The sequence below is a fragment of the Paraburkholderia strydomiana genome (assembly GCF_046030495.1).
GTDB classification, from domain to species: domain Bacteria; phylum Pseudomonadota; class Gammaproteobacteria; order Burkholderiales; family Burkholderiaceae; genus Paraburkholderia; species Paraburkholderia strydomiana_A.
Genome location: NZ_JAQQCJ010000007.1, coordinates 212786 through 227609 on the forward strand (window position 1 = coordinate 212786; position 14824 = coordinate 227609).

Genomic DNA, 14824 nt, shown 5'->3' on the forward strand with positions numbered 1-14824 from the left:
TGTTACGTCATCTTTACGTCATCTGTTTGACGAGCTCACCCAGCGTCTTCAGCGCCGCCTCGGTCTGCGCCGTCCACGGATAGCTGTAGTTGAGCCGGATGAAGTGGCGAAAATCGTTGCGCGTCGAAAACATCATGCCGGGCCCGATCGTGATGCTGCGCGCGAGCGCCGCCTGATAGAGCCGCATCGAATCGACGCTGTCGGGCAATTCCACCCACAGCACATAGCCGCCTTGCGGCGTCGACATGCGCGTGCCGACCGGGAAAAAGCGCTGCACCAGCGCCGTCATGATGCTCGCCTGCTGCCGGTACACCTTGCGCACGTGCCGCAGATGACGATCGTAGCCATCCTGCCGCAAGTAATCGGCGACGGCGACCTGCGGCACCGAAGGCGTGGTCAGCGTATTGAGAAACTTCAGCTTCTCGACCTGCGCGCGGTAGCGTCCCGGCAGCGCCCAGCCGATCCGGTACGACGCCGTCAGACTCTTCGAGAACGACGCGCAGTGCAGCACCAGTCCCTTCGTGTCGTAGGTCTTCAGCGTCGACGGCCGCGCCTCGCCGAAATAGAGCTCCTGGTAGACGTCGTTCTCGATCGCGGGAATCTCGTGCGCGGCGAGCAGCCCGACCAGTTGCCGCTTGCGCGCGTCAGGCATCTGGAAACCGAGCGGATTCTGGAAGTTCGGCATCACCATGCACGCGGCGATCTTCTGCCGCGCGATCACCTGCGCAAGCGCCTCGATGTCGATGCCGTCCCGCGGATGTGTCGCCACTTCGATCGCGCGCATGCCGAGGCGCTCGATCGCGTGCAGCATCGCGTAGTAAGTCGGCGATTCGACGGCCACCGTATCGCCCGGTTTGGCGACCGCCTGCAGGCTCAGGTTGATCGCTTCGGTCGCGCCGAGCGTGATGACGATCTCGCCGGGATCGACCGGCATGCCGTTTTCGGCGTAGCGCCGCGCGATCTGGCGGATCAACTCGGGGTTGCCTGGCGGCAGGTCGTCGATCAGATTCCAGCTCGCCTGACGGCGCGCAATCGCGTTCGCGTACTGGTTGATGCGCCGCCATGGGAACAGCGACGGATCGGGATAGGGCGAGCCGAACGGCACGGCGTCGTGCGCGCGGATGCTGCGCAGCGTCGACAGCACGAGCCGGCTCACGTCCACCTCGGCCGCCACTGGCGCGGCTTGCGGCGCCCGGCTGCGGCCCGGCTGCGGTGCGGCGGGAGCAAGCGCCCGCGCAGCGGCGTCACGCACGAAATAGCCGGACTGCGGCCGGCTCTCGACAATGCCCCGGCTTTCCAGCAACGCGTACGCATGCAGCACCGTCTTGATGCTCACGCCGTGCTGCTGGCTCGCCTGGCGCACCGACAAAATCCGCTCGCCCGCCGCGAACACGCCGCGGCGCACGGCTTCGGTCATTTCATCGGCGAGCTTCTCGTACAGTTTCAAGGGCCTGGATCAAACGCAAACGTGGTGGGAAGCGCCAGTCTATGACAGAAATCCGCCAACTGTATCCCTCCGCTTTTCGATTTTCTGTATGCAGCGCATTTTTTGGAACACAGTAGTCTTGCAGGCATCGGCTTAACGAGCGCCGTTCACACGCGCCAGGCCTTATCCAGCGGCAAGATCATGAAGAAATCCGAAGCTCGCAGCGAACCCCGTATCGAACCCTACACGCACCCGGCCGCCGGCTGGGGCGCGCTGAAGTACGTTGCCATCAACCTGCTCAAGGAAAAGGTGACGGGCGGCAACTACCGCACGCTGCTCAAGCAGAATCAGCCGGACGGCTTCGACTGCCCCGGCTGCGCGTGGCCGGATCGCGAGCACGCGTCCACCTTCGAGTTCTGCGAGAACGGCGTCAAGGCGGTGGCCGCCGAGGCGACCAGCAAGCGCGTGACGCCCGCCTTCTTCGCGCAGCACACGGTCGAAGAACTGATGGCGCAGTCGGACTTCGAACTCGAACAGCACGGCCGCCTGACCGACCCGCTCGTCTACGACGCGCTCTCCGACCGCTACGTGCCGATCGGCTGGCACGAAGCGTTCGATCTGATCGCGCGCCACCTGAAGCAACTCGACGATCCGGACCGCGCCGCTTTCTACACGTCGGGCCGCGCGAGCAACGAGGCCGCGTTTCTGTATCAGCTGTTCGTGCGCATGTACGGCACCAACAACTTCCCCGACTGCTCGAACATGTGCCACGAAGCGACCAGCCGCGGCTTGCCGCATACGGTCGGCATCGGCAAGGGCACGGTCACGCTCGACGACTTCGAACACGCCGACACGCTGCTGATCTTCGGCCAGAATCCGGCCACCAACCATCCGCGCATGCTCGGCGAACTGCGCGAGTGCGCGAAGCGCGGCGCGACCATCGTGTCGATCAATCCGCTGAAGGAGCGCGGCCTCGAACGCTTCGCGAGCCCGCAGCATCCGGTGGAAATGCTGACGATGGGCAGCACGAAAATCAGCTCCGTGTTCATTCGCCCGAAAGTGGGCGGCGACTTCGCGCTGATCAAGGGCGTCGCCAAGCGCGTGATCGAACTCGACGACGAAGCGCTCGCCTCCGGTCTCGAACGCGTGCTGGATGTCGGCTTCATCGCCGAACACACCGTGGGCTTCGACGCGTTCGCTGACGATCTGCGCGCCGAGCGCTGGGACACCATCGTCGCCGAAGCGGGCGTGCCGTTCGACGACGTGCTGAAGCTCGCCGACATCTACGTGCAGGGACGCGCGGTGATTTCGACGTGGGGCATGGGCCTCACGCAGCACAAGAATTCGGTGCCGACGGTGCAACTGCTGTCGAACCTGATGATGATGCGCGGCAATATCGGCCGGCGCGGCGCGGGGTTGTGCCCGGTGCGCGGCCATTCGAACGTGCAGGGCGACCGCACGGTCGGTATCGAGGAAAAGCCGACTCAGGCGTTTCTCGACCGGCTCGGCGAGGTCTACGATTTCGAGCCGCCGCGCGAGCACGGGCTCGACGTGGTCAACACGATCCAGGCGATGCTCGACGGCAAGGTGAAGGTGTTCATCGGTCTCGGCGGCAACTTCTCGATCGCGACGCCTGATACGCCGCGCACGTGGGAAGCCATGCGCTCCTGCGATCTGACCGTGCACATCACGACCAAGCTGAACCGCAGCCACCTCGTGCATGGCCGCGACGCACTGATCCTGCCGACGCTCGGGCGCACCGAGATCGACCTGCAGAATGGCGTCGCGCAAGGCGTGAGCGTCGAGGATTCGATGAGCATGGTGCACATCTCGTATGGAATGAACAAGCCGGCGTCGGAGAATCTGCTGTCGGAGATTGCGATCGTCGCGCGGATGGCGCATGCGACGCTCGGCAGCGGCAAGGTGGATTGGCTCGCGCAGGCGGCGGATTACGCGCTGATCCGCGACGGCATCGCGAAGGTGATCGACGGCTTCCACGATTACAACGAGCGCCTGAAAAACCCGGGCGGTTTTCACCTGGGCGTGGCGTCGCGCGAGCGGATCTGGAAGACGCCGAGCGGCAAGGCGCAGTTCCTCGTGCATGCGATCGACGTCGCGACGCCGATTCATCAGGCGCGCAAGCAGCATGGCGAGAAGCTGATGACGCTGATGACCACGCGTTCGCACGATCAGTACAACACGACGATTTACGGGCTCGACGACCGTTATCGCGGCGTCTATGGGCAACGGCGCGTGCTGTTCGCGAACAGGGACGATCTGGCGATGCTGGGTTTCGTCGCGGGACAGCGGGTGGATATCACGAGCGTGTGGGCCGATGGCATCGAGCGGCATGCCGACGGCTTTCTGCTCGTGGAGTACGACATTCCGCGCGGGTGCCTCGGCGCTTATTACCCGGAGACGAATCCGCTCGTGCCGCTGTCGTCGGTGGCCGATGGCGCGGGTACGCCGACTTCGAAGTCGATTCCGGTGTTGCTGAAGGCGTCGGCGGCGCTCGAGGCAGTGGCGGCCTGAAGGGCCTTCAGCCCTGCTTCTTCGTCAGATCGCGATGCGTCAGATACAGACGCAAATCGAATTCGATCTGATGGTAGCCCGGTTGCATGAACTCGCAGAGACGATAGAACGCCTTGTTGTGATCGCTCTCCTTCAGATGAGCGAGTTCGTGCACCACGATCATCTTCAGAAACTCCGGCGCCGCGCCTTTGAATAGCGACGCAATGCGGATTTCCTTCTTCGCCTTCAGCTTGCCGCCCTGCACGCGCGAGATGCTCGTGTGCAGGCCCAACGCGTGGCGTACCACGTCGAGTTTGCTGTCGTAAGTGACCTTGTCGATCTGATCGGCACTGCGCAGGTGTTCGCGTTTCAGGTCAGCGCAGTAGGCGTACAGCGCGCGGTCCGTTTGCACGTCGTGCGTGTTCGGGTAACGCGTGCTGAGATAGGCGCCCAGTTGCTCGTCGGCGATAAGCTTTCTCACCTTCTCTTGCAAAGGCGCCGGGTAGCCGGTCAGGTATTTCAGGTGGGGCATGGTGGTGGGTATGTGTTCGCGCGTCGCCTCATCGGCGGCCGAGGGAGCGTAACACGGCTGGCTACGCCGGCCGCCGCGACGTCGGGAATGGCCGCGAGATACTCCGCGACATCGACACCGGGCGCAACGAGTTCCGGAGGAATCACAGCGGCGCCAGGTGAACGCAAGCCACAACCTTTCTTGACAATATCACTTCGCGTTCCAGGATACTTTTCGGCACCTGCTTGACTTCCCGATACAGAACAATGGGAACGGAACTCAAATCAGATGCTTCGCACCGCGGGATGATGTACAGCAGGGATGCGTATGAGGGTGGGCGAATCTTTCTCACGGCCGAGCAGAAACAGGCGGTTGAGGAAGGCAAGAAATTCACGCAACGCGCATACGCCGATGTCTGGGCTCGTGATGCCGCACTTGTGCGGCGCGTCCGCGCGTTTCTCGGAACGCATTTTTACTGGCACCAGCGGCTCCTGAGAGTCGGTGCGGATCTCGAAGTGGTAGAGACCCTGCGGTCGATGATTCGTGGCGAGAGCGTGGTGCTGGTCGCGCAAGAGCCATCGCCAGGTGGTATCGCCAGTGGGTTGCTGCCGCCCAGCAGCGGGGCTGCTATGGGGTTCGTCGATGCAGTAACGCGCTGGGCCACGCCGTGGGCCGAGGGCGCTGCGTTTCCTCCGGGAGAACCTTTGCTGTCCGGCCCGTATGACCCCGGCACGCAGCAAGCAAAGCGTATCGCTGCCCGCAACGCGATGAAGACCGATGACCTCCCGGCAGACCTGTCGACGCCACTGGCGGATGCGCAGCCGTTCGAGTACACGCCGGATACTATTGGCGACGCGGAGGAGATCGCCGCACGCGGAGTCCGCCTGACAGGCAACGAACCGGGCGGCTATCGCATCCATCCGAGCGGCCTTGACATAGATTACTTCGATTCGAACGGCAACCTATGCGCCCAATATCATCAGAGTCGCGGGGACGCACACGGCCATAACTTCGACGCGGGAGTGAGAGATGACACTCATTTTCCGATGTCACCGATCAATCGCAGGTAGAGCGTGTTTCGAGGGAGAAACGAATGAGCAGTGAAAACAGGACATGGGGCTGGGAACTGGCGAGAAACAATGGTTTGCTCATTAAAATTCTCGGCGAATATCCGTCCTTTCACGACTCGGCCGTGGCGACGTTCTCTTTACAACGAAAGCGGCGTCCATTCGAAACCGCGGATTCGACACCGCCGCAGGCTGATCGCGGACGCTACCTGATCGATCTCCAGCTGGAGGTGTTGCACAACCGTTACGCGGCCCCTCGCGCCGACGCAGGCCCCGATTATCTGGTCGTGCTGGATCTCCTGGATATTCGCAGCTCGGAGATCGATGTCGATGCGATGCTTGAAGAAGCCTCGATCATGCAGATCTCCTTGTCGGCCGCACCCGACGATTTGATCCGGTTCGATCTTGAACCCAATATCGGACTCGATATTCGCTTAACGTGTAAAGAGGTCGTCGTCAGCGCAGTTCGACCGTATCGGCGAAACGAATTCTGAACTCATTACGTACTGTGCAAACAGCGCGCGTTCGGAAACTATCAACTGTGTAGAGGAGACTGATGAGCAAGAGCGAGTTGGCATTAATCAGCTTCTACGATGAAGAGTCTGGGCAAGTGAAATTCTGTGTTGTGCCACGTTCTCATGTGGAGGCGTCGGTAGAGCGTGCCGTCACTATCAGCGTGCCCCCTGATGCTGCGGAACATTCTTCGGCCCCGATCACGGACGAAGACGCGCGCAAGCTCGACGGCATGGCCTTACTGTGTCACGCAAAGCACATGCCGAGCTTCGCGCCCGCTTTCTGATCACGACCGGGCACCCGCCACACTGGAACTCGCCCGCGCCGCTATCCAGGAGCGCGGCCCTGCAATCGCCTTTGGCGAGCAGGTTGCAAGCAGGGGCGTCGAGCCTTGGATCGACCTTGTTTTCGATGACCTGGGAACCTTGGATTTGCGCCTGCGGGGCGACACCTTTCCCGTGTGCGCGCGTCGGTGCTCCGCACATCCGCGACGGAACGTACTTCGCGGCCGACGCCGACTACGCGCGATCACAAGGACGGTCGCGAGTGCGCGAACATCCCGTTGAACGCTTTGCTCGGGCGAGTGGCTTGGCTGTCGTCGCGGCCGACGTGCCTACGGTAACGCGATCAACGCGCAAGCGGCAGCAGAGTTCATCCGCGCACCGCGCGAAGCAATCGGGAAATGAGTGAGGGCACCATGACCACTAATGCAGGCGCAGTGCCGAGCAATCTTAAAGGTATGCAATCAAATGCGCGGCAGATCGTCGATGCATTTCTCGACATGATCGCCAGGGACATCGGTGTTAATCCCGTCGTGGCCGTTGGTGTGAGCGACAGTCACAATTTTTGGCCCCAGGTACCGTGTGCCGCCAAGAGTAAAAAGGGACCAAACAGCATCTCCCCGACGTATCGCGGCCACGACTTCGTCTACCTCGACAATCGAGGTGGGAGACAACCAGTCACGCGTCGACGGGTCGACGGGAGCCCAGCGCACGTGGGTAATCCTGTCGTTCGCCGGATTGATGCGAATGGCGTCTATAGCGAGAGTGGTCACATCCACCTCCATCGTGTTGACAAAGGGATCTCAGCATTATGCGCCGCTTCTTTTGTCGAGGATCAATCGTGAGCGCCGTTATCAGCCCTTGCGGCGCATATCGCTATCGCCTGACGCGTGCCGCTGAATTGTTGGCGCCGGTTAAGTCGACGGCCCTGTTCATCATGCTCAACCCAAGCACCGCAGATGCGCAGCTCGACGACCCCACCATTCGCCGATGCCGCGGCTTCGGGAAGATGTGGGACTGCAACGGCCTCGCGGTTGCGAACCTCTACGCGCTGCGTTCGACGAATCCAGCGGCGCTCTGGACGCATCCTGATCCGGTCGGTCCCGATAACGACGATTACCTGTGGAATTTCGCCCGCGAGTGTGGCGACGTCGTGTGCGCCTGGGGATCGAACGCCAGGCTCGAGCGGGCCAATCGAGTCGCCAGCATCATGCGCAATGCCGGCGCGCGCCTCTGGTGTCTCGGCACGACGAAGGACGGCTCCCCACGCCATCCGTTGTACGTCCGCGCCGATCAACCGCTGCTCGAATGGAGCCTGAACCCATGATCGACCCACCTTAGCCTGTCTGCGGTCAGAGCTGATCGATATAGACACGCGCATACGCGTCGGCGGCGTCTCGTGCTTGAGGCTCAGTGTCGAAGTATCCTGGGACGAGGTGCCCGTCCAGAATGGTCTCTCCGGTTCCGTACCTGCCGAGTCTGAGTTCACCCTGCCATTGCGAACCATCCGGGTCTACGGAAGTGGCCGAAATCTCATACCAATAGTCGTGGTACTTCGCGCGCGGAGTCATGTTGCTCTCCCTGTTTCACAGATGATCATAGCACCGGCGATGAGCGCGACAGCCTCATCAATACAACCCGGCATTCAGCATGCATCCAGATCTGGCGCTGCGGTGGTCACCCGTGCGTCGCGGTCTTAGCGCGCCGCATGCGCTTCACCTTGACGATCAAGCAGTTCGAGAAAGCATGGAAGCGAGCGCGTGTCGCGCCCGGTTATCCAAACACGAAGTCCCACGACCTGCGGCATGGCGAGGCATCGGAGATGATCAATGCCGGGATCGACCTATTCACAGTTGGATGCGCGCGCGGGCACAAGTCGGTCGTGTCGACCAGGCGGTATTCGCACCTGATCACAGAAAGATTGGCGGCCGCAGTCGAGAAGATCGGGCAGAAGATGAAGGAGCCGAGAAATCCGGTTCAGGGCAGAAAAACCGACACCCCACGCACCCGCAGGAAGGGAGCAAAAAGCGTAGGACTCTTGCTGCAAGCGTGGTGCCGGGGACGGGACTTGAACCCGTAAGCTGTTAAGCGGCGGATTTTAAGTCCGCTATGTTTACCAATTTCATCACCCCGGCAGGTGCTGCAATCGCGCGTGGACGCGAATTCTACCATTGCCCGGCGGGCGCACCAACCGGCGCCTCGTGCCGCAGACACCCGCCGCCATTCCCCCTCGCCTCGCTCGAACCCGGAGTCATCCGGCAGTCACAAACGTTCCCGATAATCCGCTCACGAAAACGTTTACAGCCAGAGCGGAAACCATGATCCCGACGATCAAAGATGTCGCCGCCCACGCGGGCTTCTCCATCGCCACGGTCTCGCGCGCGATCAATGCGCCGCATACCGTGAACCCGATCACGCTCGACAAGGTGCGTCAATCGATCGACGCCCTGAACTTCCGCCCCAGCCCGCTCGGCCGGCAGCTGCGCGGCGAGCGCACACGGCTGATCGGCGTGATCCTGCCGACGCTCGCCAATCCGGTGTTCGCCGAGTGCCTGCAAGGCATCGACGAACTCGCGTCGGCGCAAGGCTACCGGCTCATGCTGATGACCACCCAGTACGACGCGGACCGCGAACGCCACGCCATCGAAACGCTGCGCGAACAGCGCGTCGAAGGCCTGATTCTGACCGTCACCGACGCCGACACGCATCCGCTGCTCGACGAACTCGACCGCGCCGGCCTGCTCTACGTGCTGATGCACAACGACACGGTGCGGCGGCCGTCGGTATCGGTCGACAATCGGCTCGCCGCCTACGACGGCGTGCGCTCGCTGATCGCCCACGGCCATCGCCGCATCCTGATGCTGGCGGGCACGCTGGCCGCATCGGACCGCGCGCGTCAACGCCATCTCGGCTACGCGCAGGCCATGCAGCAAGCCGGTCTCACGCCCGCGCCGGCGCTCGAAGTCGATTTCAACGCGGAAGAACTGGCGCCGTCCGTGCTCGCGCATCTGACGAGCGGACAGAGTCGCCCGACCGCCCTCTTCTGCAGCAACGACCTGCTCGCGATGGTCGTGATGCGCGGCCTACGTCGCGCGCGTCTGCGGATTCCGCAGGACATGTCGATTCTCGGCTTCGACGGCCTCGCGATGGGCGAGCTGCTGTCGCCGCCGCTCGCGAGCATTTGCGCGCCGAATCGCGAGATCGGCTGTGCGGCCTGGCGGCGCCTGCTCGCGCGTGTCACCGGCGACGACGACGCATCCGCCAACACATCGCTCGCATTGACCTTGCCGCACAGCTTGCGCGAAGGCGCGACCATCGCGGCGATTTCGAATCGCACGGACAGTACATCGCCGCGTGCTTCGGCGGCGACCGAACAACCGTTGGCCTGACCCGCTGCACGAGCCGCGCCGAGGCTGTGAGTGACGTGAGTCGCATGCGTCGCACACACACCTCACCTGCGCGGCCTCGCAAAAAGCAGAAAGCCCCAAAGCCCGTTTGATCGACCCAACCTCAAACCACCCGCTCTCGTCCTCTCCAGGAGACCCGCAGTGATCCGCTCACCCTCACGCTTCGCCTCGTCGCTCAAACCGCTGTGGCGCCGTCTCGCGCACGTCATGATCGCCACCGGCGCGGCGCTCGCCGCCGTCGCCCCGCAGGCGGCCCATGCCGACGAAACCGCGATCTGCTACAACTGCCCGCCGGAATGGGCCGACTGGGCCAGCCAGATCAAGGCGATCCAGCAGAAGACCGGCATCCGTGTGCCGTTCGACAACAAGAACTCCGGCCAGTCGATCGCGCAGCTGATGGCCGAGCAGAAAAGCCCGGTCGCCGACGTGGTGTACCTCGGCGTATCGTCGGCATTCCAGGCGAAGGACAAGGGTGTGATCCAGCCGTACAAGCCGGCGCACTGGAACGACATCCCCGCCAACCTGAAAGACCCGCAAGGCTACTGGTTCACGATCCACTCGGGCACGCTGGGCTTTTTCGTCAACAAGGACGCGCTCGAAGGCAAGCCGGTGCCGCGCTCGTGGGCTGATCTGCTGAAGCCGGAATACAAAGGCATGATCGGCTACCTCGATCCGTCGAGCGCGTTCGTCGGCTATGCGGGCGCGGTCGCGGTGAACCAGGCGCTCGGCGGCACGCTCGATAACTTCGAGCCCGGCCTCGACTGGTTCCGCAAGCTGAAGGCCAACGCGCCGATCGTGCCGAAGCAGACCGCGTACGCGCGCGTGATGTCCGGTGAAATCCCGATCCTGCTCGACTACGATTTCGACGCCTATCGCGCGAAGTACAAGGATCACGCGAACGTCGAGTTCGTGATTCCGAAGGAAGGCACGATCTCGGTGCCCTACGTGATGAGCCTCGTGAAAGGCGCGCCGCACGACGCGAACGGTCGCAAGGTGCTCGACTTCGTGCTGTCGGACGAAGGCCAGAAGCTGTGGGCCGACGCCTATCTGCGCCCGGTCCGTGCCAATGCGATGAGCGCGGAAGCCGCCGCGAAATTCCTGCCCGCGAGCGACTATGCCCGCGCGAAAGCGGTCGATTTCGGCAAGATGGCCGAGAAGCAGGCGAGCTTCGGCGAACGCTATCTGCAGGTGATGCATTGAACGACATCACGTTCCCGCTGCGCTGGCGCATCGCGTTGCTCGCCCCGGCGCTGGCGGTGTTCCTCGCGTTCTGGCTGCTGCCGATGGCCGCGCTTGCGCAGTTGAGCGGCGACGGCCACGCGTTCGCCACCTATCGCGCGATGCTGACGAATCCGCGCTACATGTCGAGCCTCGGCGCGACCGTCCTGCTGTCGGCGGCGGTCACGGCGGCGACGCTGGTGTTGTCGGTGATCGCCGGGCTGCTGCTCGCGCGCCGCGAGTTCGCGTTCAAGCGCACGCTGCTCGCGCTGCTGACGTTTCCGCTCGCGTTTCCCGGCGTGGTGGTCGGCTTCATGGTCATCATGCTGGCGGGACGCCAGGGGTTGATCGGCGCGCTGTCGCTGAAACTCACCGGCGAGCGCTGGGTCTTCGCGTATTCGATGAGCGGCCTCTTTCTCGGCTACCTGTACTTCTCGATTCCGCGCGTGATCGTCACGGTGATGGCCTCGGCGACCAAGCTCGACGCCTCGCTCGAAGAAGCGGCGCGCTCGCTCGGCGCATCGCCGTGGCGCATCACGCGCGACATCGTGTTGCCCGCGCTGTCGCCGGGGCTGGTCGCGGCGGGGGCCGTGTGCTTCGCCACCGCGATGGGCGCGTTCGGCACGGCCTTCACGCTCGCCACCGACATCGACGTGCTGCCGATGACCATCTATACCGAGTTCACCCTCAACGCGAACATGGTGACGGCCGCGGGTCTGTCCATCGTGCTCGGCATCGTCACGTGGGCCGTGCTGGCGTTCGCGCGCAGCGTGAGCGGCGCGGCGGTGGCGGCGAGCGCATGAGTAGCATGTCCCGACCCGGCGCATCCCAACCTGACGACAACACGTCGATGAATTCCATCACTGCTTCAGCACGATCTGAGACTCATTCAGGCACCGCTTCGCGCTTGCGGCTGCGCGCGCCCGGCGCGCGAACATGGCTCGCCGCCGGTCAATGGTTCGTCACGCTGCTGCTGTGTGCGTTTCTGATCGTGCCGGTCATCATGTCGATCATGGCCGGGCTGACGGTCAACTACTTCAAGGGCATCGCCAGCGGACTCACGCTGCGCTGGCTCGTCGAAGTGTGGACGCAGTATCACGGCTCGGTGTGGCTGTCGCTCGAAGTGGCGGCGGCGACACTCCTCATCACGTTGCTGACCGGCGTGCCCGCGGGCTACGTGCTCGCGCGCAGCAGGACGCGGCTCTCGCGCGTCATCGAAGAGTTTCTCGTGCTGCCGATCGCACTGCCCGGTCTCGCGTCCGCGCTCGCGCTGCTGGTGATCTACGGCGGCTTCACGCGGTTTCGCATGAGCGCCGCGTTCATCGTGGTCGGGCACGTGGTGTTCACGTTGCCGTTCATGGTGCGCGCGGTCGCCGCGGTATGCGCGAGCAGCGATCTGCGCACGCTCGAGGAAGGCGCGGCGAGTCTCGGCGCGAGCTTCTTCGCACGCTTCGTGACGATCGTGCTGCCGAACGCGCGGCCGGGCATCGTCGCCGGCGCGCTGGCGGTGCTGACGCTGTCGATCGGCGAATTCAACCTCACGTGGATGCTGCACACACCCGAGACGAAGACGCTGCCGGTCGGCCTCGCCGACACCTACGCGTCGTTGCGCATCGAGATCGGCAGCGCGTACACCATTCTGTTCTTCATCATGACGATGCCTCTGCTCGTCGCGATGCAATGGCTCGGCGTCGATGCGACCGGCCAGCGCAGCGCGGCGGCGAAACGCGGCAACGGCTCTACTGCGAAACAGCTTGCAGCGGATGCAGCGACCGACGTGGTGCCAGGCGCTGCGCATCCCGCCAGGAACATTTCCGCCAAGCCCTCATCGAACTCCATCGACACGCCATGAAACCTGCCTCCATTCCGATCACGCTCACGCAATGCGCGAAAACCTTTCGCGGCACGCGCGTGCTCGAACCGCTCGATCTACGGATCGACGCGGGTGAAACGCTGGTCCTGCTTGGGCCCTCCGGCTGCGGCAAGACCACGACCCTGCGCATGATCGCCGGACTCGAAACACCGGACGCGGGCGGGTGCATCGCGTTCGGCGACGACGACGTCACCGCGTTGCCGATCGAAAAGCGCCAGGTCGGCATGGTGTTCCAGAGCTACGCGTTGTTTCCCAACCTGAGTGTGCGCGGCAACATTGGCTACGGCCTGAAGATCAGGCGCATGCCGGCTGCCGCCGCGCGGCAGCGGGTCGACGAGTTGCTCGGCATGATGCGTCTCAGCGCCCACGCCGACAAACCCATCGACCAGCTTTCGGGCGGTCAGCGTCAACGCGTGGCGCTGGCGCGCGCACTCGCGGTGCAGCCGCGCGTGCTGCTGCTCGACGAGCCGCTCACCGCGCTCGACGCGCGCCTGCGCGACACCTTGCGCAGCGAGATGAATGCATTGCTGCGCGAGCTGGGCATCACGACCGTCTACGTGACGCACGACCAGGCGGAGGCGATGGAACTGGGCGACCGCATCGTCGTGATGAGCGCGGGACGCATCGAACAGATCGGCTCGCCGCGCGACATCTACTATCGGCCGGCGAACCGGAGCGTCGCGCAATTCGTCGGCACGATCAACCGGGTCGCTGGCGAAGCGCGCGACGGCATGCTAATGACGAGCGGCGGCGCCGTGCCGCTGCCGTCGATGCCCCCACCCACGAGCCCGCACCCGCATCAGCCGCACGAGATTTTCTTCCGCCCCGAAGACGCATGGCTGGCCGACCCGGCGAGCGCGCATCTGCGCGGCCGCATCGAAAGCAGCGCGTTTCTCGGCGAGCGCACCCGTCTGACGATCGGGGGCGCCGCACCGGACCCGCTGCTGATCGACGTGGCCGGGCGCGTCGAGCTGGCGCGCGGCACACCGGTCGGCATCTCGATCTCGCAGGACGCGCTGATTGCGCTATCGTAACAACGCCGCGCCATGTCCCGGCGCGCAATGACAAGGACTCCCCATGCTGCTGGCTCAAATTAGCGACCTGCATATCAAACGGCCCGGCGCGCTCGCATACGGCCGGGTCGACACGGCCGCCTACCTCGCGCGCTGCGTCGCCGCGCTCAATGCGCTCGAACCGCGTCCCGACGCCGTGATCATGACCGGCGACCTCGTCGATCAAGGCGACCCGGAACAGTACGAACACCTGAAGACCTTGCTCGCGCCGCTGGCCATCCCCTACTTCCTGCTGGTCGGCAATCACGATGAACGCACCGCGTTGCGCGCGGCGTTTCCCGAGCGCGCGGAATTGCGCAGCGGCGGCGAGTTCGTGCAGTACGCGGTGGACGTCGGGCCGCTGCGCGTGATCGCACTCGATTCGATGGTCCCCGGCCAAAGCGCCGGCACGCTGTGCGACGCACGACTCGCGTGGCTCGCGGCGCAACTCGACGCGGCCGGGAACACGCCGACGGTGGTGGCCTTGCATCATCCGCCATTCACCTGCGGCATCGGCCATATGGACTCACTGAGGCTCGACCCTGCCGCATCCGCCAGGCTCTCGGCGTTGATCGCGCTTCATCCGAACGTGGAGCGGGTGATTTGCGGGCACGTCCATCGGCCGATGTTCGTGCGCTTCGGCGGCACGATCGCGTCCGCGGTGCCGGCGCCCGGCCATCAGGTCGGGCTCGATCTGCGCGACGATGCGCCGTCGGTGTTCGTGATGGAACCGCCGGCGTATGCGTTGCATCGCTACGATCCGGCCACGGGCATCGTCACGCACCACGCGTATGTGGAGCGCGCCGACGGACCCTATCCGTTTTACGAGCCCGAAGGCGCGTTGATCGACTGAGCGTCGCCGCTCACGCGCCGGGACCACCTGAAAGACGGCATCCCGAGCGCGGCGACGAGCACGGCCTGCAAGAAACAGTTCGCGGGCATCGCTATCTCGACGCAGATCGCAT

15 protein-coding genes and 1 tRNA gene are annotated in these 14824 nt (G+C 64.1%); 12 read left to right on the forward strand and 4 right to left on the reverse strand.

Annotated elements, in window-relative coordinates; all coding sequences use genetic code 11:
* Positions 1–13 precede the first annotated feature (13 nt).
* A complete protein-coding gene (locus tag PQQ53_RS12190) occupies positions 14–1447 on the reverse strand; it encodes an aminotransferase-like domain-containing protein (protein WP_408324227.1) in 1434 nt (477 codons plus the stop codon).
* Positions 1448–1627: 180 nt separating this feature from the next.
* Here PQQ53_RS12190 and PQQ53_RS12195 point away from each other — a divergent pair, with 180 nt between their 5' ends.
* The gene (locus PQQ53_RS12195) at positions 1628–3958 is read left to right on the forward strand and encodes an FdhF/YdeP family oxidoreductase (RefSeq protein WP_408148292.1); all 2331 of its coding nucleotides are present in this window, start codon (positions 1628–1630) and stop codon (positions 3956–3958) included.
* 7 nt (positions 3959–3965) lie between these two features.
* Here PQQ53_RS12195 and PQQ53_RS12200 read toward each other — a convergent pair whose 3' ends face one another.
* Positions 3966–4469 carry a M48 metallopeptidase family protein gene (locus PQQ53_RS12200; RefSeq protein ID WP_408324229.1) on the reverse strand — a complete coding sequence of 168 codons (504 nt, stop codon included), beginning with the start codon at positions 4467–4469 and terminating at the stop codon, positions 3966–3968.
* 245 nt (positions 4470–4714) lie between these two features.
* Between PQQ53_RS12200 and PQQ53_RS12205 the strand changes: the two genes are divergently transcribed.
* The 3 genes from PQQ53_RS12205 to PQQ53_RS12215 all read left to right on the forward strand — a co-directional run bounded on the left by PQQ53_RS12205 (position 4715) and on the right by PQQ53_RS12215 (position 6314).
* Entirely contained in the window at positions 4715–5518 is an 804-nt protein-coding gene (locus tag PQQ53_RS12205; RefSeq protein WP_408324231.1) for a hypothetical protein, read from the forward strand.
* Between the two features lie 23 nt (positions 5519–5541).
* On the forward strand, positions 5542–6009 hold the full coding sequence (locus PQQ53_RS12210; RefSeq protein WP_408324233.1) for a hypothetical protein: 468 nt from the start codon (positions 5542–5544) through the stop codon (positions 6007–6009).
* Positions 6010–6071: 62 nt separating this feature from the next.
* Positions 6072–6314: a hypothetical protein gene (locus PQQ53_RS12215; RefSeq protein WP_408156934.1), complete on the forward strand. Its 243-nt coding sequence runs from the start codon at positions 6072–6074 to the stop codon at positions 6312–6314.
* A 459-nt stretch (positions 6315–6773) separates the two neighbouring features.
* Here the strand turns inward: PQQ53_RS12215 and PQQ53_RS12220 are convergent, their stop codons facing one another.
* Positions 6774–7082, reverse strand: coding sequence for a hypothetical protein (locus PQQ53_RS12220; RefSeq protein WP_408148281.1), 309 nt, complete (start codon positions 7080–7082; stop codon positions 6774–6776).
* Between the two features lie 68 nt (positions 7083–7150).
* Between PQQ53_RS12220 and PQQ53_RS12225 the strand changes: the two genes are divergently transcribed.
* Positions 7151–7636: a DUF1643 domain-containing protein gene (locus PQQ53_RS12225; protein WP_408324235.1), complete on the forward strand. Its 486-nt coding sequence runs from the start codon at positions 7151–7153 to the stop codon at positions 7634–7636.
* A 333-nt stretch (positions 7637–7969) separates the two neighbouring features.
* Positions 7970–8389: a tyrosine-type recombinase/integrase gene (locus PQQ53_RS12230; RefSeq protein WP_408324277.1), complete on the forward strand. Its 420-nt coding sequence runs from the start codon at positions 7970–7972 to the stop codon at positions 8387–8389.
* Here PQQ53_RS12230 and PQQ53_RS12235 read toward each other — a convergent pair.
* A tRNA-Leu gene (locus PQQ53_RS12235) sits at positions 8360–8444 on the reverse strand. The genes PQQ53_RS12230 and PQQ53_RS12235 overlap by 30 nt on opposite strands.
* A gap of 183 nt (positions 8445–8627) precedes the next feature.
* On the opposite strand from PQQ53_RS12235, the gene PQQ53_RS12240 reads away from it, so the two are divergent.
* The 6 genes from PQQ53_RS12240 to PQQ53_RS12265 all read left to right on the forward strand — a co-directional run bounded on the left by PQQ53_RS12240 (position 8628) and on the right by PQQ53_RS12265 (position 14712).
* The gene (locus PQQ53_RS12240) at positions 8628–9698 is read left to right on the forward strand and encodes a LacI family DNA-binding transcriptional regulator (protein ID WP_408324237.1); all 1071 of its coding nucleotides are present in this window, start codon (positions 8628–8630) and stop codon (positions 9696–9698) included.
* A gap of 225 nt (positions 9699–9923) precedes the next feature.
* Complete coding sequence (locus PQQ53_RS12245; RefSeq protein WP_408324280.1) at positions 9924–10916, forward strand: ABC transporter substrate-binding protein; 993 nt, start codon at positions 9924–9926, stop codon at positions 10914–10916.
* The gene (locus PQQ53_RS12250; RefSeq protein WP_408148275.1) at positions 10913–11737 is read left to right on the forward strand and encodes an ABC transporter permease; all 825 of its coding nucleotides are present in this window, start codon (positions 10913–10915) and stop codon (positions 11735–11737) included. Before PQQ53_RS12245 ends, PQQ53_RS12250 begins: the two co-directional genes overlap by 4 nt.
* Positions 11738–11784: 47 nt before the next feature.
* Positions 11785–12786, forward strand: coding sequence for an ABC transporter permease (locus PQQ53_RS12255; protein ID WP_408324238.1), 1002 nt, complete (start codon positions 11785–11787; stop codon positions 12784–12786).
* A complete protein-coding gene (locus PQQ53_RS12260) occupies positions 12783–13841 on the forward strand; it encodes an ABC transporter ATP-binding protein (RefSeq protein ID WP_408324240.1) in 1059 nt (352 codons plus the stop codon). The genes PQQ53_RS12255 and PQQ53_RS12260 overlap by 4 nt, the downstream gene beginning before the upstream one ends.
* Positions 13842–13884: 43 nt before the next feature.
* Positions 13885–14712, forward strand: coding sequence for a phosphodiesterase (locus tag PQQ53_RS12265; RefSeq protein ID WP_408148269.1), 828 nt, complete (start codon positions 13885–13887; stop codon positions 14710–14712).
* The last annotated feature ends 112 nt before the right edge of the window (positions 14713–14824 follow it).

What these genes read in the sequence shown, in the direction of transcription:
- PQQ53_RS12195 (WP_408148292.1), top strand. Translation starts at nt 1,628, where the DNA reads ATGAAGAAATCCGAAGCTCGCAGCGAACCCCGTATCGAACCCTACACG.
- PQQ53_RS12200 (WP_408324229.1), bottom strand. Translation starts at nt 4,469, where the DNA reads ATGCCCCACCTGAAATACCTGACCGGCTACCCGGCGCCTTTGCAAGAG.
- PQQ53_RS12205 (WP_408324231.1), top strand. Translation starts at nt 4,715, where the DNA reads ATGGGAACGGAACTCAAATCAGATGCTTCGCACCGCGGGATGATGTAC.
- PQQ53_RS12210 (WP_408324233.1), top strand. Translation starts at nt 5,542, where the DNA reads ATGAGCAGTGAAAACAGGACATGGGGCTGGGAACTGGCGAGAAACAAT.
- PQQ53_RS12215 (WP_408156934.1), top strand. Translation starts at nt 6,072, where the DNA reads ATGAGCAAGAGCGAGTTGGCATTAATCAGCTTCTACGATGAAGAGTCT.
- PQQ53_RS12240 (WP_408324237.1), top strand. Translation starts at nt 8,628, where the DNA reads ATGATCCCGACGATCAAAGATGTCGCCGCCCACGCGGGCTTCTCCATC.
- PQQ53_RS12245 (WP_408324280.1), top strand. Translation starts at nt 9,924, where the DNA reads ATGATCGCCACCGGCGCGGCGCTCGCCGCCGTCGCCCCGCAGGCGGCC.
- PQQ53_RS12255 (WP_408324238.1), top strand. Translation starts at nt 11,785, where the DNA reads ATGAATTCCATCACTGCTTCAGCACGATCTGAGACTCATTCAGGCACC.
- PQQ53_RS12260 (WP_408324240.1), top strand. Translation starts at nt 12,783, where the DNA reads ATGAAACCTGCCTCCATTCCGATCACGCTCACGCAATGCGCGAAAACC.
- PQQ53_RS12265 (WP_408148269.1), top strand. Translation starts at nt 13,885, where the DNA reads ATGCTGCTGGCTCAAATTAGCGACCTGCATATCAAACGGCCCGGCGCG.